Source organism: Moritella sp. 36, from assembly GCF_018219415.1.
GTDB lineage: Bacteria > Pseudomonadota > Gammaproteobacteria > Enterobacterales > Moritellaceae > Moritella.
Window position 1 is genome coordinate 1588370 of sequence record NZ_CP056120.1, and the last position, 21678, is coordinate 1610047.

18 protein-coding genes and 1 pseudogene are annotated in these 21678 nt (G+C 40.6%); 9 read left to right on the plus strand and 10 right to left on the minus strand.

Features of this window, described 5'->3' with window-relative positions; genetic code table 11:
- Nucleotides 1-7: 7 nt before the first annotated feature.
- The 4 genes from HWV03_RS07275 to HWV03_RS07290 are packed head-to-tail and all read right to left on the minus strand — an operon-like array spanning nucleotide 8 to nucleotide 4146.
- Nucleotides 8-613 (minus strand): CDP-alcohol phosphatidyltransferase family protein, encoded by a 606-nt coding sequence (locus tag HWV03_RS07275; RefSeq protein WP_211679113.1) that lies wholly within the window; start codon nucleotides 611-613, stop codon nucleotides 8-10.
- A complete protein-coding gene (locus HWV03_RS07280) occupies nucleotides 606-1259 on the minus strand; it encodes an ATP-binding cassette domain-containing protein (RefSeq protein WP_211679114.1) in 654 nt (217 codons plus the stop codon). Before HWV03_RS07280 ends, HWV03_RS07275 begins: the two co-directional genes overlap by 8 nt.
- Entirely contained in the window at nucleotides 1225-3000 is a 1776-nt protein-coding gene (locus HWV03_RS07285) for an ABC transporter permease (RefSeq protein ID WP_211679115.1), read from the minus strand. Before HWV03_RS07285 ends, HWV03_RS07280 begins: the two co-directional genes overlap by 35 nt.
- Nucleotides 3001-4146, minus strand: coding sequence for an ABC transporter substrate-binding protein (locus tag HWV03_RS07290; RefSeq protein ID WP_211679116.1), 1146 nt, complete (start codon nucleotides 4144-4146; stop codon nucleotides 3001-3003).
- Nucleotides 4147-4338: 192 nt separating this feature from the next.
- On the opposite strand from HWV03_RS07290, the gene HWV03_RS07295 reads away from it, so the two are divergent.
- On the plus strand, nucleotides 4339-5307 hold the full coding sequence (locus tag HWV03_RS07295) for a YheT family hydrolase (protein WP_211679117.1): 969 nt from the start codon (nucleotides 4339-4341) through the stop codon (nucleotides 5305-5307).
- 54 nt (nucleotides 5308-5361) lie between these two features.
- Here HWV03_RS07295 and HWV03_RS07300 read toward each other — a convergent pair whose 3' ends face one another.
- Entirely contained in the window at nucleotides 5362-6651 is a 1290-nt protein-coding gene (locus HWV03_RS07300) for a serine hydrolase domain-containing protein (RefSeq protein ID WP_211679118.1), read from the minus strand.
- 311 nt (nucleotides 6652-6962) lie between these two features.
- On the opposite strand from HWV03_RS07300, the gene HWV03_RS07305 reads away from it, so the two are divergent.
- The 7 genes from HWV03_RS07305 to HWV03_RS07335 all read left to right on the plus strand — a co-directional run bounded on the left by HWV03_RS07305 (nucleotide 6963) and on the right by HWV03_RS07335 (nucleotide 14245).
- On the plus strand, nucleotides 6963-7436 hold the full coding sequence (locus tag HWV03_RS07305; RefSeq protein WP_211679119.1) for an ASCH domain-containing protein: 474 nt from the start codon (nucleotides 6963-6965) through the stop codon (nucleotides 7434-7436).
- A 78-nt stretch (nucleotides 7437-7514) separates the two neighbouring features.
- Nucleotides 7515-8465: an alpha/beta hydrolase gene (locus tag HWV03_RS07310; protein ID WP_255547109.1), complete on the plus strand. Its 951-nt coding sequence runs from the start codon at nucleotides 7515-7517 to the stop codon at nucleotides 8463-8465.
- A 161-nt stretch (nucleotides 8466-8626) separates the two neighbouring features.
- Nucleotides 8627-9763 carry an efflux RND transporter periplasmic adaptor subunit gene (locus tag HWV03_RS07315; RefSeq protein WP_255547110.1) on the plus strand — a complete coding sequence of 379 codons (1137 nt, stop codon included), beginning with the start codon at nucleotides 8627-8629 and terminating at the stop codon, nucleotides 9761-9763.
- Nucleotides 9764-9812: 49 nt separating this feature from the next.
- On the plus strand, nucleotides 9813-11039 hold the full coding sequence (locus HWV03_RS07320; protein ID WP_255547111.1) for a TolC family protein: 1227 nt from the start codon (nucleotides 9813-9815) through the stop codon (nucleotides 11037-11039).
- On the plus strand, nucleotides 11036-12253 hold the full coding sequence (locus HWV03_RS07325) for an ABC transporter permease (protein ID WP_211679122.1): 1218 nt from the start codon (nucleotides 11036-11038) through the stop codon (nucleotides 12251-12253). Before HWV03_RS07320 ends, HWV03_RS07325 begins: the two co-directional genes overlap by 4 nt.
- Nucleotides 12254-12255: 2 nt before the next feature.
- Nucleotides 12256-13539, plus strand: a complete 1284-nt coding sequence (locus HWV03_RS07330) for an ABC transporter permease (RefSeq protein ID WP_255547112.1) — start codon at nucleotides 12256-12258, stop codon at nucleotides 13537-13539.
- A 7-nt stretch (nucleotides 13540-13546) separates the two neighbouring features.
- Nucleotides 13547-14245: an ABC transporter ATP-binding protein gene (locus tag HWV03_RS07335; RefSeq protein ID WP_211675720.1), complete on the plus strand. Its 699-nt coding sequence runs from the start codon at nucleotides 13547-13549 to the stop codon at nucleotides 14243-14245.
- A 103-nt stretch (nucleotides 14246-14348) separates the two neighbouring features.
- Here the strand turns inward: HWV03_RS07335 and HWV03_RS07340 are convergent.
- The 5 genes and pseudogenes from HWV03_RS07340 to HWV03_RS07360 form a co-directional block, all read right to left on the minus strand.
- Nucleotides 14349-15835, minus strand: a pseudogene (locus HWV03_RS07340) (carbon starvation CstA family protein).
- 226 nt (nucleotides 15836-16061) lie between these two features.
- The gene (gene arsJ, locus HWV03_RS07345; protein WP_211679123.1) at nucleotides 16062-17282 is read right to left on the minus strand and encodes an organoarsenical effux MFS transporter ArsJ; all 1221 of its coding nucleotides are present in this window, start codon (nucleotides 17280-17282) and stop codon (nucleotides 16062-16064) included.
- The gene (locus HWV03_RS07350) at nucleotides 17279-18286 is read right to left on the minus strand and encodes an ArsJ-associated glyceraldehyde-3-phosphate dehydrogenase (protein ID WP_211679124.1); all 1008 of its coding nucleotides are present in this window, start codon (nucleotides 18284-18286) and stop codon (nucleotides 17279-17281) included. The genes arsJ and HWV03_RS07350 overlap by 4 nt, the downstream gene beginning before the upstream one ends.
- 86 nt (nucleotides 18287-18372) lie before the next feature.
- Entirely contained in the window at nucleotides 18373-19401 is a 1029-nt protein-coding gene (arsB, locus tag HWV03_RS07355; protein WP_211679125.1) for an ACR3 family arsenite efflux transporter, read from the minus strand.
- A gap of 8 nt (nucleotides 19402-19409) precedes the next feature.
- Nucleotides 19410-19757, minus strand: a complete 348-nt coding sequence (locus HWV03_RS07360) for a metalloregulator ArsR/SmtB family transcription factor (RefSeq protein WP_211679126.1) — start codon at nucleotides 19755-19757, stop codon at nucleotides 19410-19412.
- Between the two features lie 267 nt (nucleotides 19758-20024).
- Between HWV03_RS07360 and HWV03_RS07365 the strand changes: the two genes are divergently transcribed.
- On the plus strand, nucleotides 20025-21632 hold the full coding sequence (locus tag HWV03_RS07365; protein WP_211679127.1) for a cation:proton antiporter domain-containing protein: 1608 nt from the start codon (nucleotides 20025-20027) through the stop codon (nucleotides 21630-21632).
- The last annotated feature ends 46 nt before the right edge of the window (nucleotides 21633-21678 follow it).

A 21678-nucleotide genomic window follows, 5' to 3' on the forward strand; every position in this document is an offset into this window, starting at 1 on the left:
TATGAATCTACTTTAGAGTTTGATAACCAGCCCAAATACGTGAAACTGTTGTGATCCAACATAGTGTCGCGAAAATATATGCAATGGTGGTAAAACTAGATGGGAACAGGCACAATAATATGAAGCAAAGAATTGTTTCTGTTCCTTCCGTTAAACCACCTATGTAATACAGCGATTTGTGTTTATAAACCGGGTTCTCAATTTTCTGTTTGCTGGCCATGATCGCAAAGGCTAAAAAACTTGAACCTGTGCCAATAAAAGCGAAGATTAAAAATGCACCTGCGACAGCGTTGGCGTTTGGATCGGCAACAACAAATCCAAACGGTACGAGTGAATAAAACAAAAAGTCCAAGGTGATATCTAAGAAACCACCACTATCAGTGATACCTTGTATCCGAGCAACAGCACCATCTACAGCATCCAATATTCGATTTAAAAGTATGAACACCAAGGCAATATTGTATTCTTGCAGCGCTAATGCTGGAAAACTCATTAACCCAAGCATAAAACCAAATAGGGTCACCTGATCGGCCTTTATTCCTGTCTTATGTACGAGTTTAGCTGTTGTATTAATTGGCCAACGGATAATTTTTATAGCGTAACGGTCAAGCATTCTCGTTTTCCTTGTTCCATGGCCAGTGTAGGCATTTACTTCCGTTAGGGACATCGTCAGCGTCGTGCGTCACCATTAATACGGGCAGTTGTCTGTTGATGGTTTGGGCAAATACCCAGTTTCTAAATTCACTGCGTAATGATTTATCTAACTTACTGAATGGTTCGTCGAGTAATACAACGGCAGGTTCGGCAAGTAACATGCGCATCATACTAATACGTGCGCGTTGACCACCTGATATTTGCATAGGTGTTTTGTCGGCTAGCGTTAATAAGTTTAGCTGCGTTAGCGTTTCAAGGGCTTTTGGTTTTCGCTGTGCCTTTTTCACTTTATTTGGTAATGCGATAGCGAGATTTTCCCAAATGTTCAGATGCGGAAATAACAAGTCATCTTGAAATAACATACCGATGTTCCGTTTTTCTGCGGGCAAGTTATTTAATAATTGTTGCTGGTAATAGCACTCACCCTGATAGCTAAAGTCAGCTGATGTATGCCCTGCAATCACACTTAATAAGCTGGACTTTCCACAGCCACTCGGACCCATTAATGTGAGAACCTCTCCTTGCGCAACAGTAAAAGATACCGGTGTGAATAAGGGCTGATTATGGTTATCAAGGATGGTTAGATTGTTGACTGACAGAGACATTCGATGTCGATATCCTACTGGTTGATGTTGATGTTGATGTTGATGTTGATGTTGATGTTTGCTGTTCTAGCGAACCCGTTTTACGGCTAGCAATAATAGCGATGATATAAAATATAAAAGGGGCAAGGGACTGTAATAATGCATAAATGGCACTGATGCGGCGATCTTGTCCGCTAGATAATGCTACCGCTTCTGTGGTTAAAGTTGATATGCGCCCTGCACCTAACATCAAGGTCGGTAAATATTGTGTAAGGCTAACGCTGATACCTACAGCCCAAGCTATCCAGATCGCAGGTAATAATAATGGCCGTTTAATCTTCCACCAGACTTGGAAAGGGGGCATGCCCAAACTTAATGCTACTTTATCTAAGCGTTGATCATAACTGCGCCAAGGGCCATCAAGTGCAAGAAAAATATAAGGAAAAACAAAGAAAATGTGTGCCCAAGTGACCCATAAATAATAATGCTGATTTGTGATGTATAAGGTGACTACTTGGATGCCAAACAGCAGTGATAACTGTGGTGCCAACATCGGAATAGCGATGAGTAATCGTGGTACTTTTAAAAATGGCTTACTCGTCTCTGCTTTAATGTTGTGTTCGTGCACGATAATCGCAAAAACTAAGGCTATCGTAGCACTAACTAACGCGATCATGATGCTATTGGCGATGACATCTAGCAAATAATCCCATTCTTGTTGCCAAAATCGCAGTGACCAACGCGATGGCGTTATATCTGGGAACCGCCAGCGTTGTGCAAACGACCACAGCAGTAAAATAGGTAAGGTTACAAGGGGGATTAAATACGTGATAGTGATAATACTTTTACCACCAATTGGCAGAGAAAATCGACCATTTGACAGCCAAGTTCTGCATTTTAGGGTGATGAACCATTCTGCACTACGGATACTAAGCAGGCTGGCTAAACACATAAGCAGTAATACTAAGGCTCCAGCAGAGGCTTTTGGTAGTGTCGCAAGATCGGCATCATTTAACCATTGCCACACCAGTACGGATAGTGTGGGCGGTTGAGTCGGGCCGATAATTAGCGCCACATCAACGACCGAAATACTATAGGCCATCACTGCAAATAGCGAGAAACGGATCTTGGGTAACCATTGTGGCAAGATAATCTTTTGCCATGCTTGTGCATTGTTATAGCCCAGACTTTGTGCCGTGATAAGGGTGGTGCTAATGTTCAACTGTTTGAGTAAAGGAATACTCATAAACAGCAAAAATGGGATCTCTTTGAGCGTCAGAGCGGCAATCAAGCCAAAACCATATTGGTCATGAATCAATTGCCAGTTAATTTGTTCGCCAAAAAGACGCGCGATAAACCCGCTCGGTGTAAATAGGAATGCAAAACCAACGGCAAAAGCGACGTGTGGCAGTGCCATGATAGGGGCTAGTAGGGTTTCTATTTGTTTCCACCATCGGCTATGCCAACAGGATTGTAAAATAGCAAAGCAAAAAAAAGCAGCTAATAACGTGCTCGAAATACTCACGAATAAAGTTAGCACTATAGACTGATGCAAACCCGGCCAAGCGAGTAACTCATTAAAACCATCAAGTGATAATGTATATTTATCTATCGCGGGGATATAACCAAATGCGGCGAAAATCAATCCAATAAGCCCGGGTAATAAAGGTAAAAAACTGATGGTGACAGTAAGTAACACTATGATTTTAAAAGTGATAGATGTTGCCGACTGTTTTTTTATTGATCTTAATAAAGCGTTCAATTAATGTCCGTAGCGTTTTTGCCATTCAGCTTCAAGCGCAGCTTGCCAACTTGGGTGTGGTTCTGGAATTGATTTAAACAATTTAGTTTTTTGCGCTGATCCTGTGATGTATTGTGATGATAATACAGTCGGATCGCCCCAAATGGCTAAATCACCTTTACGAGATTGTGCTTCCGGGCTTAACAAGAAGTTAATCGCAACTAATGCGCCTTCTTTTGCATTGGCATTCCAAGGGATAGATAAAAAGTGAATGTTAGATAATGCCCCTGCTTCCATCGCATAAGCAACCGTGGTTTCACTGAGCTTGCCGCTTTGTTGTGATGTTGTTGCTTCGTTAGGGTTAAATGAAAGGGCAATATCAAGTTCACCATCATCTAACAGTCGAATCGTTTCGGCAGCACTGGCTGGAAATTGTTTACCTTGATGCCAAGCTACAGCATGAAGTTTGTCGAGATAATCCCATAACGGTGCTGATATTACCGTAAACGTCTTACTATCTACCTGTTTGTATAAGGGCGTATTGTCACTCGCTAATTCTAATAATGCGGCTTTTAAGAAGCTGGTGCCGTGAAAAGAGGGTGGTTTGGGATAGCTCACTTTATTTGGATGTTTAATTGCGTAAGCAAGTAGTTCGTTAAAGCTTGTCGGTGGGCTCTTCAGGGTTTCAGTATCGTAAATAAACACCAGTTGACCTACGCCCCAAGGAGCTTCTAAGCCTAACGTTGGTTCAGAAAAATCACTATCAACAGGTAAGGTTTTATCAACATAGTGCCAGTTGGGTAATTGCGTTGCGAATGAATCGGTAATGAGGTCGTAGCGTTTCATTGATTTGAAGTTTTCACCGTTAACCCAAACCATATCAACACTGCCATTACTGTTCTTTTTAGCTGTTTTTTCTGCCGCTAAACGGGTTATAGCCTCTGCAATATCGCCAACTTTTACGTGTTTTAGCCGTACGCCGTATTCACTGTTTAAGCGCTTATCAGCCCAACGTAAATAGTTATTTATTTCTGGACTGCCGCCCCATGCGTAAAAATAGACTGTCTGTCCTTTTGCTTTTTGTTCAACCGTTTGCCAGTTAAGGTCTGCCGCTTGGCTAAAAGCACTGACTAACAATAAGCCAAAACCGACGAGTAATTTACGCATGAAATTTCCTTTTCTTCGTTGAGCTAACATCACAATCTGTAATGTTTAAAAGATTAATTATAACGCATTGTTATCATATTCATATACACATCTTAGCCGTCGACAGCCAAATCACGTTAAGATGTTAGAACTGTGAATAATGGTGTACAGTGAACGCTTCATTTTTTGGTAATGGCGTAGAAGTGAATAACAATGACTAAATTTAAACCGGCGTTAGGGCTGAGCAATAACCACCTGCAATCAATTTTATCGAGTTCTGGCCCTAGAACATTTTTGGAAAAACGTCGCGCTAGGGAATTACTCCGTCTATCCAAACGATATATAATAACTACGCCACAAGGGGTGACGTTAGAAGGTTTTATAACGCTACATACGCCTGCATCAACTAAAGGGCTCGCAATTATTCTCCATGGTTGGGAGGGCTGTGCTGACTCGCTGTATGTTCTATCAAGCGGCCAAACGCTACTCGATGCGGGTTATGATGTATTTCGCCTTAACTTCCGAGATCATGGTGATACGCATCATTTAAACCCTGAGTTATTTAATTCATCCCGCTTAGAGGAAGTTGCTGAAGCGGTTAAATATCTGTGTGCTGAATTTGGTGGTAAGCATAATGTGTTATGTGGTTATTCGCTCGGCGGTAACTTTTGTTTACGTGTTGCTAATATCGCTAAATCAGAAGATATTAAATTACATCAAGCAATTGCTATTTGCCCTGTGTTACACCCTCGGACCACTATGGCGGAGTTAAGTACTGGTTTTCCAATATATGAACAATATTTTGTTGCCAAGTGGAAACGTTCGCTTACCAAAAAATTGCGTCATCATCCGCAGTTAGGATATGGTCGAGCATTGAAAAAATTAAAAACACTTGATGAAATGAACCAGTTCTTTGTGGACGGTTACACAGATTTTTCTAGTCGAAATGATTATTTTGAGGCTTACTCGATTATTGATGATGGCTTAAGTCAATTAGCAATACCAACTACGATCATTACCTCTGAAGACGACCCGATGATCCCAGCAGGTCATCTCAGTCATTTACATCAATCGAAATGGTTGAGTATTGATTTACAAACGAAAGGCGGACATTGTGCGTTTATTAAAAATTGGAAGTTTGAAAGTTGGGCAAGTGAACGTATTGCCGAGTTAGCGAAGTAATTCGGCTTACAGTCATTATTTTTGCACTCGTGTAAAGGGACTTGAGTAACCAGATTAACGTGAACAGTGCTTATTAATGCTCGTCATGAAGTTGATTAACGAAGGCACATTGTTGGCGACTAGCGGTAAACCGGTATTGACTAAAGACACTGAAATGTCACGCTCTGGGTCGGCCCATAACAATTTGTTAATTAAACCGATATGCCCAAATGCTTGGGCACTATGCAGCCCCCATAATCCGACCGGGTTTGCCCCCAGCATGAGTCCTGCACTGTAACGCATTGGCACCATCAGGGTTCGATCAAATTCTAATGAACCGTATTCACGTATGAGACGCCTTACTGTCATCGGTTTGCAGATCTGTTTTCCTCCCCAAACACCATTATTTAACAGCATTTGATAGAAACGCCCCATTTCTTCAGCTGTCCCCATTAAGTTGGCTGATGGTATAACAGCTTGTTGAAACATCGGTGTATTACTTACTTCAGCAACGCGGTCAAATGAACCACCCAACGCACGTTTAATAAAATACGAGATCGGGTACATTGCTTTTATGCCAGTGGCGTAGTTGTCGGCTAAATCTAACGCTTTTGATTTGCTTAGCCCATAACTAAAGTATTTCATATTCATCGGCTTACGAACTCTTAAGTCAAGAAATTCTTGTATGCTCATACCCGTTACTTTGTTAATGATACGCTCTAAAATATAACCACCACTCAGCGCATGGTAGGCGAGTTTATCAACCTGTGTTTCGGGTAGTTTTTTCGCACAAAGCTGTTGCCAAACTTCGTCATTATCTGAAAGTGAATTAACACCAAGTGAACTGGGCAACGTCGACATGCCACTGCGATGCGATAAAACTTGATGGATACTGATATCTTGCTTACCGTGCAAACCAAATTCAGGCAAGTGAGAGCTCACGGTATCATGTAAATCGATAAGTCTATCTTCGTTTAATAAATGAATTAAAAAAGCAGTAACCGCTTTCGAACCTGAAAAATAACAAATGGGTGTTTCAGGCTGCATGAGCCGTGCGTTTTTTTCTGCTTTTTTATTTGGTTTATGGCCATTTGCATAACCAATGGAACGGCTTAAAATTATTTTTCCCTGGCGGCGAAAACACAGTGAAATAGCCGGGTGTGTCGCGGTCTTATAAATCTCTTCAACCGATCGCCAAATAGAGTCTACGCCATCTTGTGTCATTCCGACTGTTGTGGGTTCGACTTCTTCCTCTCGATTAACCGTAGTCACTGTCGTTAGAGATTTTGGTAGATGGATCGTATTACCAAGACGGAGGTATCTATTTATATGTACTAAACTCTTTAATCCAAAATCAATAATCATATTCTCAGCTCAAGTGTTGGTGAATAGATAATGACGATAGAGTTATATTTTAGAATAAACAATTAGATCCCCAATATTTAAACCTTAGCAGTAAAGTGTTAATAAGCACACGTACAGTCCAAATCTATTGTTAATCGAAAATAAAGTAACCAGTTATATCGGTAAATACAATTTGAATCATCGTGAACTTGGTACTTATTTATGGGTATAAACTTCGATGGACTCATTAAGGCAGTTTGGAGTATTATGTTGAATGAATGACAGATTAATTTATTGATGGTATACAGAATAATCTAGTTCAGAGGGGCTGTATGGAACAAAAAATAAAAATATATCTTGAAGAATATTTAGCGACATTGACTAGCATTGAACGTCAACGTTACACGTCATTTAGTGCTGATTCTTTTTGTAATGATGAAATTAATGCGAACCGATGCGCAGACTTAATTAGTAAAGGTATAAAGACTGCTACCTGTAGCATGAAATATTGGTATGAGTCGGGAATTGAACCTATGCCAAAAACTGGACACTTATTGGTAGTCACGGATTGGGATGGTGAACCTACCTCGATTGTTGAGATTACTGCGGTGAGTGAATGTAAATATTCGGATGTGACCGCTGAGTTTGCCTGTTCTGAAGGTGAAGGTGATCGTACCCTCGATTGGTGGCGTGCTGCGCATTGGCATTTCTTTTCTAATGAGTGTGTTGCTGCTGATATTGAAGTAAATGAAGACATGATGCTGGTATTAGAGCATTTCCAAGTGGTACACGGTACAGCTGCTTGAACGTTTAACTGATTTAGGTTTGTTATTAACCTATGCGGACTATACTTAGTCTCAATGGCGATTTAGAAGGGGGAGTCCGTGTTACTCAAAGTATGTCTACTCACTATGGCGATGATCTGGCCCACATCAAGTATCGCCAGTGATTTCTTTTCACTTTCAGCCTTGAAAGCGGCAGATAAAAAACCGCTTGCATCATTATATTATATCAAATCAACAGATAACATTTTTTTAGCTTATCGACCTTACTTTCCGACTAACGTTAACGCGGTATTAATATTTTTTCATGGTGGTGGTGTGCACAGTGGGCTTTCTTATAACCATCTTGCTATTGGTCTACGTGATAACTTTAATATTGCGGTATATATGCCTGATATTAGGGGACATGGTAGTTCTGAAGGCGCGCGTGGTGATGCGCCAAATAAAGAACAAGTTTGGGCTGATATTAATACGATTGTTCAGCAAGCGCGACGTCGGTATCCTCAATTGCCAATATATGTTGGCGGGCACTCTAGCGGCGCAGGTTTGGCATTAAATTATTCTAATTGGTCGCAGCGTGAAGATATTGATGGTTATGTTTTCTTAGCGCCTTATTTTGGTTATAAATCAGAAACTAATCATGATGATGAAAATAATCGAGTAGCATTCTCCGACGTAAATACCCTGAAGTTTGTCCTTAACTCAGTATCCTTTGGACTGTTGGCGGGGCATGATAAAGCGGTCATGTTTAATTTTCCTGACCAAGTGTTAAAGAATAACCCTGAGATTGTCACGTTTAATACTGTGAATATGTCGAATGCACTAACGCCTAGTAACCCCGCCAAACAGATCGCTAACCTCACTCGTTTTGGCTTATGGATTGGTGAAAACGATGAAGCATTTGATGCCCAAAAAGTAACTGAATTTGCTAATACAAACTCGACTCAAGTTGATAATGAAATAAAAATACTAAAAAATGACACTCACTTTTCTATCATTTTATCTGGTGCTGAATATATTGGTCGTTATATTCAAGAGAGCATATCTGAATAATCAGTAATACCCCTATTCATGTCAGTCAATCTTCCATGTTATACGAAAAAATCAACACGCGTATTTTTTAAATTGTGTATCATGCTTATTGAACATAAATAACGACTTGTAGTCATATGTTCATTGCGCATCATTCATCTCTATTGTACATGGAACATATTATGAAAAAACGCTGGGTCTTCATGGCTTTATTCACAGCATCGGTGATGGGAGTCGTGTATTACAATATGACTCAGCCATTGAATAAAAATGACGAGTTTCCTTCAATTACAGCTTCATTAGGAACGATTGAAAAACAAGCTGTAGCAGTCGGTCAAATTGTCCCTGCACATTCAATCTCTATTAAATCTCAAATAGACGGTATTGTAGGTGAAATTTACCATCAAGTGGGGGATTACGTCACTGTGGGTACGCCACTTATTAAAGTCCGTCCAAATCCGACTCCGGCAGCATTAACGTTGGCTAATACCGAATTAATGCGAAGCGAAGCAATGCTAGAGTCGGCACTACAAAAATTAGATAATTTAAAACAACTTGTGTCGCAAAATATTATTCCGAAGAATTATGGAGAGTACATTCAAGCTCGATCTGATGTGAAGTCAAGCCAGGCAGATGTTCAGCAGAAGAAACAAAATTTCGATCTGATCCGCAGCGGTGAATCGTCAGTTGGTGATTCAAAGCTGACTTCTACAATTATAGCGCCAATTGATGGGACGATTTTAAACTTGAAGGTTGAGATTGGTGAACCGATTACGTCAACGGAATCAAGTCAAGCAGCAACAGAAATGATGTCAGTTGCGGATATGAAAGACATGATTTTTAAAGGTAGCGTTAGTGAACATGATGCCGCACAGTTGAAAGTTGGCACACCAGTTAACGTTATATTAGCACCTTACCCAGAAGTGATCATGAAAGGGACGTTAAGTAAAGTCGCTGTGCAGTCTGAGACGCTGAACGCAACGACGACGGATAGTAACAAAAGCTTTGACAATGGCTTTCAAGTTGAAGTTGGTCATATCCAGTTTCCGCAAGATATAACGATTCGTTCGGGCTTTTCTGCGACAGCGAAAATCATTCTTAAGCATGTTTCTGATGTTGTTACTATTCCTGAGCGGGTTTTAAATTTTAATGGTGAAATACCAGAAGTATGGATCCCAGACGAATCAGAATCAGGGTATTCAGTACGTGAAGTTAAATTAGGTTTGTCTGATGGCATTATAGTTGAGGTGCTTTCTGGTTTAGAAAGTGGGGAGGCCATTATCGATATTAGTATGATGATGGGAGCGCCAAATGAATAAGAAAAGGTCTGTTCGATTTCTTTGTTATAACTCATTTTTCGGACTTATTATGGCTAGTTTTAGCCCATCAAGTTTTGCGCTAACAATTGAGGATGCATGGAATGCTGCAAAGTATTACGATCCAATTTATCAGCAATCTCAATTGGATGAGCAAATCAGTGAAACAGGAATAAGATCGAGTCGAAGTGCATTACTCCCGAGCGCTGAAATAACGGCAAGCAGTAATTGGAATGATGGTCGCAGTAGTTCGAGTCGTTATGGTGTAAGAGTCAATCAAACGATTTGGGATAGCAGTAAGTGGGCGGCCTTGGACCAATCTCAGGCTGATTTTCTTGCTTCTAAATTAAAGTTTAAACAGAGCCATAACGATCTGGCTGCACGTCTTATTAATGCTTATTTAGCGCTTGCTCAGTCTCAAGGTGATTTGCGTTTAGCGCAGCAAAAATTCGACGAAGGAACTAAAATGTTGCACATTACAGACCTTCGTTATAAAGCTGGTAAAATTCATTCAACAGAGCTTGAAGATATGCGGGCGAATAATGTTGATGAACGCGCTAATATCTTAGCAAGCCAATCTAAAGTTGCTGATATGAAGGCGGTATTAATCGCTTTAATTAATATTACTCCGCATGTCGTTTATGAAATTGATACGACTAATTTGACCCCGCCCAAGTTGATTGTAAACAGCGAAACTGCTTGGTTAAAGCTTGCCAGTGATAGCAGCCCAGAACTGCTTGCGGCAAAACAGAATGTCCGGGTGGTTGAGTTTGGAAAGGACCAGGCGAAAGCGGGTTATTACCCCACGTTAGCTGGGTCTGTAGGTTACAGTAATAGTAATACAGCCAATGATGAGTTTAATGCTAGCCTGAATCTTAGCGCGCCTTTGGACTTAAACGGCTCTACCAGTGCTAATGTTGACCGGGCTAAATTACAGGTACTGCGTGCCAAAGAAGAGGTACGAGCGATCGAAATACGAATTAACAGCACTATTTCAAATCGATATACTCAGTTATCGGTTGATTGGGAGCGTGTTGAAATTGCCCAGCAGCAAGTAAAATCTCGCTTGCGCGTATTAAAAAGCAAGCAAGTTGTTTATGATGCGGGCATGGCTGAAGTATCGGATGTTATCGATGCACATAACCGTCTTTTTGATAGTAAGAATATGCTTCAATCTTTATTTTACAAATACTGGGAACACCGTATTTCTTTGCTTAAGTCTGTAGGAAAGCTGGATGACAATACTATCAGTATGATCTCGCGGGCTTTGCAATCATGACCGGGTTATTGTCTCAAACGATTCAAACTTTACTTGCTCATCGCCTACGCAGCTTTTTAGCCGTTATTGCTATTGTATGGGGTGTTATCTCAGTATTAGTATTAGTGGCGTTAGGCGAAGGTTTTTATCAAACGAATACTAAGTCTTTTGCGCTATTAATGAGTGATACTCAAATGGTATTTCCGAGTCAGACGACCAAGGCTTGGCAAGGATTACCTGTCAGAAGAAATGTGTCACCTTCCGAAAGTGATATGCGTGAAATATCTAGGCAATCAGCCGTTCGTAATATTTCAGTCATTTATGAAAAATGGGATGCAAGGGTTACTGACAGCCAAGGACGCTCTTTGCCTGGTTATGTGAGTGGGATTGATAATCAGTTTTTTGAGATACAAAACCAGAAATTAGTAAATAAATCGCGAGAAATCAATCGTAGCGATTTAAACAATCACAGTCGTGTTGCTGTGGTTGGTTGGCGGCTGGCTGATATTGGTAATCTAAGCGTTGGTGGGACATTGAACGTTAATGGTATTCCTTTTATTGTTATTGGTGTGACAGAAAAAAAGGAAAGTGGTATCTCATTCAATAGTGCAGAAAGCCAAGCTATGATCCCAAGTTCAACGTTTAATGATTTATGGCAAAGCAAGCCTGGGATGCTATTGGTGTCACCTGCTGACACTGTTTCTGGCGTGATGCTACGGAAGAGTTTGTTATCATTCTTTGCTAAGCAGCAACATTTTGATCCCAGCGATAAAGACTCAATGTATATGCCAGATTTAGGAAGAGAAGCTATTTTCTTTAAGACCCTATTACGTGGTATTCAGTTATTCCTTGGTGCAAGTGGCGCAATGACTTTAGCTGTTGGTGCTCTTGGTGTGGCCAATATTATGTTTTTGTCTGTTACTGAGCGCACACGCGAAATTGGCGTTCGTTTAGCGATTGGAGCGACACCAAATAATATACTCGGACAATTTTTAGTTGAAGGTGTGATCTTAGTGGCTTGTGGTACGGCGATTGGCATTATCTCTTCTTATGGCATTGTTGCGTTTTTGAATTATATTGGCATGCCTGAGTGGCTTGGTTTTCCAACGATAACGCTTGAGGCTGTTTGGATGTCGCTAGGTGTAATTACCGTACTTGCTCTTTTTGCTTCTTATTTTCCAGCTAGGCGTGCTTCAAACCTTGTTCCTGTTATTGCTTTGAATGCGAGGGCTTGAGAATGTTACTCCCAATAAGACAAATTTTCCAGGAGATGGCTGCCGAAAAGTTACGCCTTAGTTTAACCATTTTAGCCGTTGTGTGGGCAACGCTATGTATTGCTATTATGTTAGCTTCTGGTGAAGGCTTACGGCAAGGACTTATTCGAAGTTCTGAAAGTGGTAATGGCAAACTTATTTATTTGACAGGTGGCTACGCGACTAAAAATGTGGGTGATTTTTATATTGGTAAACAGCTTAAATTAAAGAGTGAAGATCTTAATGTTATTAAAGTGCTGCCGAGTGTTAAAAATGTCCAACCAAGTGCAAAATGGGATGAACGTGTGACGTTTGAGAATCGTCGAGCATGGCAAGTGCCGCTTGGTGTTTATCCTGGATACCAAACGATGACTGATTTGAAAATTAGAGCCGGAGGACGCTGGTTTAATCCTATGGATATGAAGGAACAGCGTAAGGTCATTGTCATAGGTGAAAATGCCGCGATTTCCCTATTTAATCAATCTGATAGGTTTGACTGGATTAACACGCCTACTTTAAATGTTGACCCCGTGGGGAAAAAAGTCAAAGTAGGCAGTGAAGAATTCATCGTTATCGGGCTGATAAAAAGTAGCAGTGCAAATGTAGAGCAAGGAATTCCATTGAACGAGTCGATCTTTGTACCGTTCTCTACTTGGCAGCGTTTTCATCAAAACAGCGCTATTTCTGCGCTCAATATTGAGCCTGTTAAGGAAGTGGACCGAAAGCAAGTTGCGGCCACAGTGAAACAAGTGATTGCGAGAAAGTATGGTGCAAGCGTCGAGGACAAGCAGTTGGTTCAGGTCCAAGATATGTTGTTGAGGCAAAAAACGATGCGTCGTTTCTTAATCGGTTTACAAAGTTTTTTAGGTATTATCGGGTTTGTTACCTTAGGTGTTGCGGGTATTGGGATCGCTAATGTGATGTATGCAACGGTTAAGCGGGCTACGCGTGACATTGGCTTAAGAATGGCTGTAGGAGCAAGTCCTGCAACGATCAGACTTCATTATCTGACTCAGTCTCTTTTTACTATGGCAATTGGAGGGGGACTCGGATTAGGACTGACTTTTGGCTTGATAAATTCGATTCAGGCGTTACCTATTTCGGGAAATCGTTTGTATGAAGAACTCGGAAAACCAACACCTGAACTCTCTTTCTCTATCATCGGCTTGGTTATTCTTGCCCTAAGTCTAGTTGGAGTCGCGGCGGCTTGGTTTCCTGCAAATAGGGCCGCCAGCATTACACCTTTAGAGGCGTTACAAAGTGAATGATAATAATATGATACCTACGGCTGAAACACTCGTTATTCTAAATGGGATCAGTAAGCATTATAAAAGTGGTGATGAAGAAATACGTGCCTTGGACCGTGTTTCTTTGTCGATAAATAAAGGTGAGTTTCTTTCTATATTAGGACCCTCGGGCTCTGGTAAATCAACATTAATGAATATGCTCGGCTGTTTAGATAAACCAACCTTGGGTGAGTACTATTTGAATAGCCAAGATGTGTCCGCATTAAGCGGTAATCAGTTAGCAAAAATTCGCAATCTGAATATTGGATTCGTTTTTCAAAGTTTTAATTTATTGGAATATGCGAGTGCATTGGAAAATGTCGCTCTACCTTTGGTGTATCGAGGTGTTAAAGCAGCTGAAAGAAGGAAAAAAGCGGCTGCATTACTTGAGCGAGTTGGTTTGGGGGATCGTATGCACCATAAGCCTAATCAACTCTCTGGGGGTCAAAAGCAGCGAGTTGCGATTGCTCGCGCACTAGTTAATGATCCTCAAATAATCTTGGCGGATGAACCGACGGGAGCGTTAGATTCTAAATCAGGTGCTGAAATTGAAGCCTTGTTTAATGAATTGCACAGAGAAGGTCGAACCTTCATTATCGTCACTCATGATAACGCTTTGGCTCAGCGTACTAAACGTATTATCAATATCAAAGATGGAAAAATTGTTTCAGATGAACGTGTGGTTTAGTTTTCTATTCCACCGATTAGTACTATCTTTACTTGGACTAAGTAAAGGTAGTACTAACGGTAGTTGCATGCTTGAACAATGGCTACAATCTGTTTTGTCATAATTAGGTAATCAAAGTCTTTGGGCGTTTATTATGTGAAACGATTAGTAATAGTAACGTGACGACACCAACAGCAATACCAATCGGCTTACTGTATTCAATTGGCATATTGAAACCAATTCCTGCGGTCATAATATAAGATACGGTAACGCTGGTACCAATAACGGCAGGCAAACTAGCAATCCAATGGAACGTTCTGCGTTCAAATAAGAATTTAGTTGCTAACCATAATACACTGGTAGAAAGCAGCATGTTTGAAAATGCGAAATAACGCCAGATTAATGAAAAGTCTAACTTAGTCATGAAATAAGCGATGATCAAAATTGGCACTGCCAGTAACAAACGATTGCGTAAGTTTTGCGGGATATTAAACGCATCAACTAAGGTTAAACGTAATGAACGGAAGGCTGTATCACCTGACGTAATAGGGAATACGGCAACTGCAATAATAGCCATAATACCACCGAGTGCCCCAAGATAACTGTTTGCTACATGGTTAACCACTAGACCTGGCCCACCTTGATCAAGCAATGCTTTAAGTTCAGAGTAACCTTCAGGAAACGCGGCAATACCTGCTAATGCCCATACACAACCGACAATCCCTTCACACATCATCGCGCCATAATAAACGGGGCGAACATATTTTTCATTGGTTAGGCAACGAGCAATAATAGGGGCTTGCGTTGAATGGAAACCACTGATCGCGCCACAGGTAATCGTCATGAATAATAATGGCCACACTGGCAGACCATCGGCATTGGGTTCTAAGAAATCATGGCTGTAATGATCGGCGTTGAAATACCCCAAAAAATCACCTGCGACAGGTAAATGAGGAGCATTGAAAAGTAATGAAATCGCGATAAGTGAAGTCATCACAATCATTAATAAACCAAAAATAGGATAAAATTTAGTAATGATCTTATCAATAGGTAACAGGGTGGCGAGTAAGTAATAGCCCAAAATCACTAATACCCCAAAATCACTAATACCCAAAACGTATTGCCAGCGAGGAAAGTGCCTTCGAAATAAGTTAGGTTACTTAATAGGCCAGCAGGACTCATGATGAAGACTACGCCAACAAAAAATAGTAGCATAGCAGTGAATACTAACATCACCGCTTTAAAGAAGACGTTGTAATAGTGTCCTGCAATTTCAGGCAGACTTTTACCATCTTCTTTAATACTTAATACCCCCGAGAAATAATCGTGTACTGCACCACCTAAAATATTACCCAAAACGATCCAAACAAGGGCTATCGGACCATAAATCGCACCAAGGATCGGACCAAAAATAGGGCCAACACCAGCAATATTTAAAAATTGAATAAGGAAGGCTTTAACAGGATGGATTGCAACGTAGTCGACGCCTTCTTCAAACCTGACTTGTGGTGTTTGCGCGGAAGGGTTAATACCAACTTGTTTTTCAACAAAGGGGCTATAAAACTTATACCCTAATATTAATAGTGTTATACAGATAAAAAAGATAATCATAGTTGTTTATAGCTCCGTCCTGGATGTATGGATTTAATTGGGTGTGTAGGCTCTATATGTAAGGTTACGCATAATAAGGTGTCAGTTGCCCAATTGTTAACTGTTTGTGGCTAACTTCAAGTAAATAAGGCATATTTTGTGACGAGATGGTATTTGATAGGGATTTAGCAATTAGGATTATTCATACTTGGTAATAGCGTAAACTATTACCAAGTTATTTTGCGGTTTAGCTTGTCGATGAGTCTTTTAGCTTTAATGCAATAATGGCTGAGAGGGAGATGAATAGCGCGGAAATCCATAAGCACATTTCTAAGCCATACAGTTGAAATACCCAGCCCGATAATACAGTACCTATCAGCCGTCCCATTGCGTTAGCCATGTAGTAAAAGCCTACATCCATTGATACGCCATCACTGCTGGCTAAACTCACAATTAAGTAACTGTGTAATGATGAGTTGATGGCAAACAAGCCACCAAAGGTTAATAAGCCAACGATAATCGAGAATTGCACATAGAATTGATAATGCAGTGCAATGGCAATTAATACTGGAATAATGGCTAAATAACCTGCCCATAGTGCTGCTGAACTTGGTGATGGTGATTTACCGGTGAAGCGTGGAGCGATTGACTGCACTATGCCATAACCGATAACCCAACTTGCCATAAAGCCGCCAACCCACCAATGATCCCAGTTAAAGCTGGTTGCTAAAAATACCGGGAGTGCAACGACAAACCAAACATCACGGGCACCGAATAAAAACAACCGTGCCGCAGAGAGTAAGTTTATCGAACGACTCTTAGAAAATATTTCCGTAAATTTAGGTTTATTTTTGGCTTTACCGAGTTCGGCTTTTAAACTGATTAAACTCCACATCCAGACCACAAATAGCATTGCTGCCATGATCTGAATTGCACCTTGGAAGCCCAGCGTGGTTAATAGGACACCACCCAAGAAAAAACCAACCCCTTTTAACGCATTTTTAGAGCCGGTAAGAACCGCAACCCATTGGTATAGCTTGTTGTTACTGCCGCTATCATTATCTTTTGGAACCAGTAACTTAATGGCACTTTTGGCGCTCATCTTATTTAGGTCTTTAGCAATACCTGATAAGGCTTGTGCGATCATAACATAAACAACAGTCAGCATGTCAGCGGGTACGGTTAACATCATTAAGGCGACAATTTGCATCCCTAAACCAATGTTCATGGTTTTATTTAATCCCAGCCGAGCACCTAGCCAGCCACCAATTAAATTAGTGATAACGCCAAATACTTCATAAAACAAAAATAACATGGCGATATTAAAAGGGCTGTAACCAAGCTGATGGAAATACAGCACAACCAACATACGCAATGCGCCATCGGTTAAGGTGAAAGCCCAATAATTACCGGTAATAATGAGATATTGTTTTATTTGTGGTGAAATACCCGCTAACGCTTTTATCATTTGTCTAAGCGACCTACCATTCGAGCCAATTCTGCGGCGCGATTTGCATAACCCCATTCATTGTCATACCAAGCATAAATTTTCACTTGCGTACCATTAACAACCATAGTTGATAAGGCATCAATGATACTTGAGCGCGGGTCGGTTTTGTAATCAACCGATACTAATGGGCGTTCTTCATAACCAAGGATGTCTTTAAGTTCGTTTTCTGTCGCTTGCTTGAAGTAACTGTTAACTTCTTCTGCTGTTGTTTCACGTTCAACTTCAAACACACAATCGGTGAGTGATGCGTTTGCTAGTGGCACTCGGATAGCATGACCGTTTAACTTACCAGTTAATTCTGGGAAGATATTGGTAATTGCTGTTGCAGATCCCGTTGTTGTCGGTATCAATGATGTACCACAAGCACGGGCACGACGTAAATCAGCATGTGGTGCATCCAGAATAGTTTGTGTATTGGTGATGTTGTGGATCGTGGTCATTGAGCCATGTTTAATGCCCAATTTTTCTTTTAACACTTTAACCACTGGCGCGAGGCAGTTGGTGGTACAAGACGCCGCGGTAACAATAGGGTGGAGGTCTTTGTTGTAAAGATCATCATTCACACCCATCACCACGTTTAACACACCTTCTTCTTTTACTGGCGCTGTTACAACTACGCGCTTAACACCTTGGTCTAAATAACCTTGCAGTAGGGCAGATGTTTTCATTTTTCCCGATGCCTCCAGTACCACGTCACACTGTGACCAGTCGGTATCGGTAATGGCGGTATTGCGTGTACAAGGAATAAAACGGTCAGCGATGATCATTTGATCGCCAAGATGTTCAGCTTGATGCTCCCAACGGCCATGAATCGAGTCAAAATTAAGTAAGTGTGCCAGTGTTTCTGCATTACCAGCAGGATCATTAATTTGCACAATTTCAATATCATCCCAATTAAAGGCTGCACGCATTGCCAGACGACCCATACGGCCAAATCCATTGATACCGATTTTAATAGTCATTTTATTCTCCAAAATACAGATTATTTTAATTTATGTTTCTATTTAATTACTGCATAGATTACTATTTTTATTAGCGTAAGTTTAGTCTAAGTCCTTGAATAGTTAAAAGAACCTTGGTTACGATTAATAATGGCGACGAGTGATAGCATAATAGGCACTTCAACGAGTACACCCACCACTGTGGCAAGTGCTGCGCCAGAATGCAGCCCAAATAACGAGATAGCAACGGCGACAGCGAGCTCAAAGAAATTGGAGGTACCAATTAAGCAAGCCGGACCTGCGATGTTATGCGGTAGTTTAAGGCGTTTTGCGGCGAAAAAAGTAATTGCAAAGATCATGTATGTCTGTAATGCCAGCGGAATAGCGATGAGAAGAATAGTCTTAGGATCGTTAAGTAAGGTGTTAGCCTGAAAACCAAACAGTAAAGCAACCGTGGCGAGTAGGCCTAAGATAGACCAAGGTTTTAGTTTTGCTAACGCATGCTGAATTGCTTCTTTGTCGGTTGATTTATTTAATGTTTTACGTGTCAGGATACCTGCAATCAAGGGTAGTACAACATAGAGTAAAACAGATAACAGCAAGGTTTCCCAAGGTACATTGATATCACTGACTTCCAGTAAAAATGCAGCGATAGGGGCAAATGCAAAGACCATAATAATATCGTTTACGGACACTTGCACTAAAGTATAATTTGCATCTCCTTTGGTGAGTTGTGACCAAACAAATACCATTGCAGTACAAGGCGCGACACCGAGTAAGATCATCCCCGCGATATATTCTTGTGCAGAGCTGGGGTCGACCATGTCAGCGAAAAACACTTTAAAAAATAACCAGGCAAAAGCAGCCATCGTAAAGGGTTTAATGATCCAATTAATGAATACGGTGAGGAATAATCCTTTTGGATTTTTGCCGACATCTTTAATGGCAGAAAAATCGATTTGTACCATCATTGGATAAATCATTATCCAGATAAAGACGGCGACAACTAAGTTAACATGTGCAATTTCTAAATCTGCAATTAACTGAAAAACATCTGGTTGCCAAGCGCCTAAAACCACACCCGTGATGATAGCAAGTGCTACCCATACTGATAAATATCGTTCAAATATACCCATGTTCGTTCTTACTCGCAGTGTTGTTGTGTTCTTTCGGGGCGTTTACCCATACCGTTTAGTCGTTGTATATCAGCACTTATTAAGCTGCCATTTTGTTGTGCGCTAAGATCTATAATGGTTTTTTGCCATTCAGGTAATTCTGGGTTAATTGCATAGAACACCCATTGTTTATACTTTCTATCAACTAATAAACCAGACTTACGGAGTTGAGATAAATTACGAGAAATGCTGGGTTGACTGGCTGTCACGGCTGAGATTAATTCACATACGCAAAGCTCTTTTTCAATATCAATTAGCATTAATATTCTTAGACGAGTTTCGTCAGAAAGAATTTTAAAAAGTTGTGTCGGTTCCATATTGTGTACTCATATATGTTTTTTGTTATGCGATAAGTGTATACACCAATTGTTATATGTGTCAAATGTTATATTCGATCTGTGTTATATATAATATAAGTTTAATACCTAAGTGGTATAAAGAGATTGTTCTATGTCATTAATTATCTTAAAATTAGCAAGCTAATTTACTGCTTTAATTTAACCAATAAATATTATCGCTAATCATGCTCACGGTTATCATGTCGAGGGTATAGGCGCTAAGTCCAGCTTATATAGGTCTCGTTAATGGATACTACTCTTTTACTTTTTATCGCCACTGCATTCAGTTTTGGTATGCTTGTTAATCTTACCGGATTACCACCTATGGTTGGTTTCCTATTAGCGGGTTTTGCGCTTAATTTTTATGGTTTTGAAGCGACTGAAGGTTTGCAGACATTTGCAGATCTCGGTGTTACCTTGCTCTTGTTTTCGATTGGCTTAAAGTTAGATATACGTACTTTGTTTAAAGCCGAGGTATGGGGTGGGGCAAGTGTGCATATTTTTGCCAGTATTGCTTTTTATGCAGTCGTTTTATTTATCTTAAAACAAGTCGGTTTAACTTTTTTTACTAACCTCGATACCTTTTCACTGGTGCTTGTCGCATTTTCATTAAGTTTTTCAAGTACTGTATTTGCAGTGAAAATCCTAGAAGAAAAGAGTGAAACAAACTCGTTATATGGTCGTATCGCGATTGGTATTTTGATCATGCAAGATATTTTTGCCGTGGTATTTTTAACTGTTTCAGTCGGTAAGATCCCGTCGTTGTTTGCTGTTATTTTATTAGCATTACCGTTAATTAGACCACTGTTGTTTAAATTGTTAGACAAAGTCGGCCACGGTGAATTGTTGGTTCTGTACGGTATTTTCCTTTCGCTTGTGCTTGGCGCTGGGTTGTTTGAATCGGTAGGTATGAAAGCTGATTTGGGTGCGTTGATTGCCGGTATGTTGTTAGCGGGTCACCCCAGTGCCAAGCAGATGGCAAAGTCTTTGTTTAATATGAAAGAGATGCTGCTTGTTTGTTTCTTTCTCAGCATAGGTTTAGGTGGACTCCCGACGGTAGATCACTTGTTTGTTGCAGGTATTTTGGCGGTCTTATTGTTTGGTAAAATAGCCTTATATTTCTTTACGTTGGCGAAATTTAAATTACGCGCTCGTACATCATTATTTGCGGCATTTTCGTTGGCAAACTACAGTGAGTTTGGTTTGATTGTGGCGGCGTTAGCGACTTATAAAGGTTGGTTATCACAAGATTGGCTGATTATTACAGCACTTGCGGTATCGCTTAGTTTTGTAATTGCCTCGTTGCTTAATAAGTATGCTGATAACATCTATAGTCGCTTTACCGATAAGTTAGCGCGTTTTCAGACTACGGATTTACACATTGATGATCGTCCGGTTTCCCTTGGTGATGCCGAGATCTTGGTGATGGGGATGGGCCGAATTGGTGCTGGTGCGTATGATGAATTGCAATCTAAATATGGTGGTAAGGTATTAGGCCTTGATTACAATAACCAAAAGACCTTGAATCATCTTGAATTAGGTCGACGAGTGATCACCGGTGATGCACTGGACACGGATTTTTGGAATAAGCTGGAAATGACTGACAACATCAAACTGGTGTTATTGGCCATGCCTGACCATCATGGTAATCACTATGCTGCGGAGCAGTTACAAAAGATGGACAGTTGTAGTTTCCAAGTTGCTGCGCTTGCACACTTTAAGAGTGATGAAGATGAGCTGAGAGCGCTTGGCGTTAATCCTGTTTATAACATGTATCAAGAAGCGGGTGCGGGTTTCGCTCACCATGTTTGGACTGAATTAAAAATTCCAACACGCCCTCCTGTCGATAGTTAATATAATCAATATACGAAGGTAACTAGCATGGTTCAATCAGTCCTAA

Bases quoted from the DNA above. Each gene is read 5' to 3' on its own strand.
- HWV03_RS07275 (WP_211679113.1), bottom strand. From the start codon at position 613: ATGCTTGACCGTTACGCTATAAAAATTATCCGTTGGCCAATTAATACA.
- HWV03_RS07280 (WP_211679114.1), bottom strand. From the start codon at position 1,259: ATGTCTCTGTCAGTCAACAATCTAACCATCCTTGATAACCATAATCAG.
- HWV03_RS07290 (WP_211679116.1), bottom strand. From the start codon at position 4,146: ATGCGTAAATTACTCGTCGGTTTTGGCTTATTGTTAGTCAGTGCTTTT.
- HWV03_RS07295 (WP_211679117.1), top strand. From the start codon at position 4,339: ATGACTAAATTTAAACCGGCGTTAGGGCTGAGCAATAACCACCTGCAA.
- HWV03_RS07300 (WP_211679118.1), bottom strand. From the start codon at position 6,651: ATGATTATTGATTTTGGATTAAAGAGTTTAGTACATATAAATAGATAC.
- HWV03_RS07305 (WP_211679119.1), top strand. From the start codon at position 6,963: ATGGAACAAAAAATAAAAATATATCTTGAAGAATATTTAGCGACATTG.
- HWV03_RS07315 (WP_255547110.1), top strand. From the start codon at position 8,627: ATGAAAAAACGCTGGGTCTTCATGGCTTTATTCACAGCATCGGTGATG.
- HWV03_RS07320 (WP_255547111.1), top strand. From the start codon at position 9,813: ATGGCTAGTTTTAGCCCATCAAGTTTTGCGCTAACAATTGAGGATGCA.
- HWV03_RS07325 (WP_211679122.1), top strand. From the start codon at position 11,036: ATGACCGGGTTATTGTCTCAAACGATTCAAACTTTACTTGCTCATCGC.
- HWV03_RS07330 (WP_255547112.1), top strand. From the start codon at position 12,256: ATGTTACTCCCAATAAGACAAATTTTCCAGGAGATGGCTGCCGAAAAG.
- HWV03_RS07335 (WP_211675720.1), top strand. From the start codon at position 13,547: ATGATACCTACGGCTGAAACACTCGTTATTCTAAATGGGATCAGTAAG.
- arsJ (WP_211679123.1), bottom strand. From the start codon at position 17,282: ATGATAAAAGCGTTAGCGGGTATTTCACCACAAATAAAACAATATCTC.
- HWV03_RS07350 (WP_211679124.1), bottom strand. From the start codon at position 18,286: ATGACTATTAAAATCGGTATCAATGGATTTGGCCGTATGGGTCGTCTG.
- arsB (WP_211679125.1), bottom strand. From the start codon at position 19,401: ATGGGTATATTTGAACGATATTTATCAGTATGGGTAGCACTTGCTATC.
- HWV03_RS07360 (WP_211679126.1), bottom strand. From the start codon at position 19,757: ATGGAACCGACACAACTTTTTAAAATTCTTTCTGACGAAACTCGTCTA.
- HWV03_RS07365 (WP_211679127.1), top strand. From the start codon at position 20,025: ATGGATACTACTCTTTTACTTTTTATCGCCACTGCATTCAGTTTTGGT.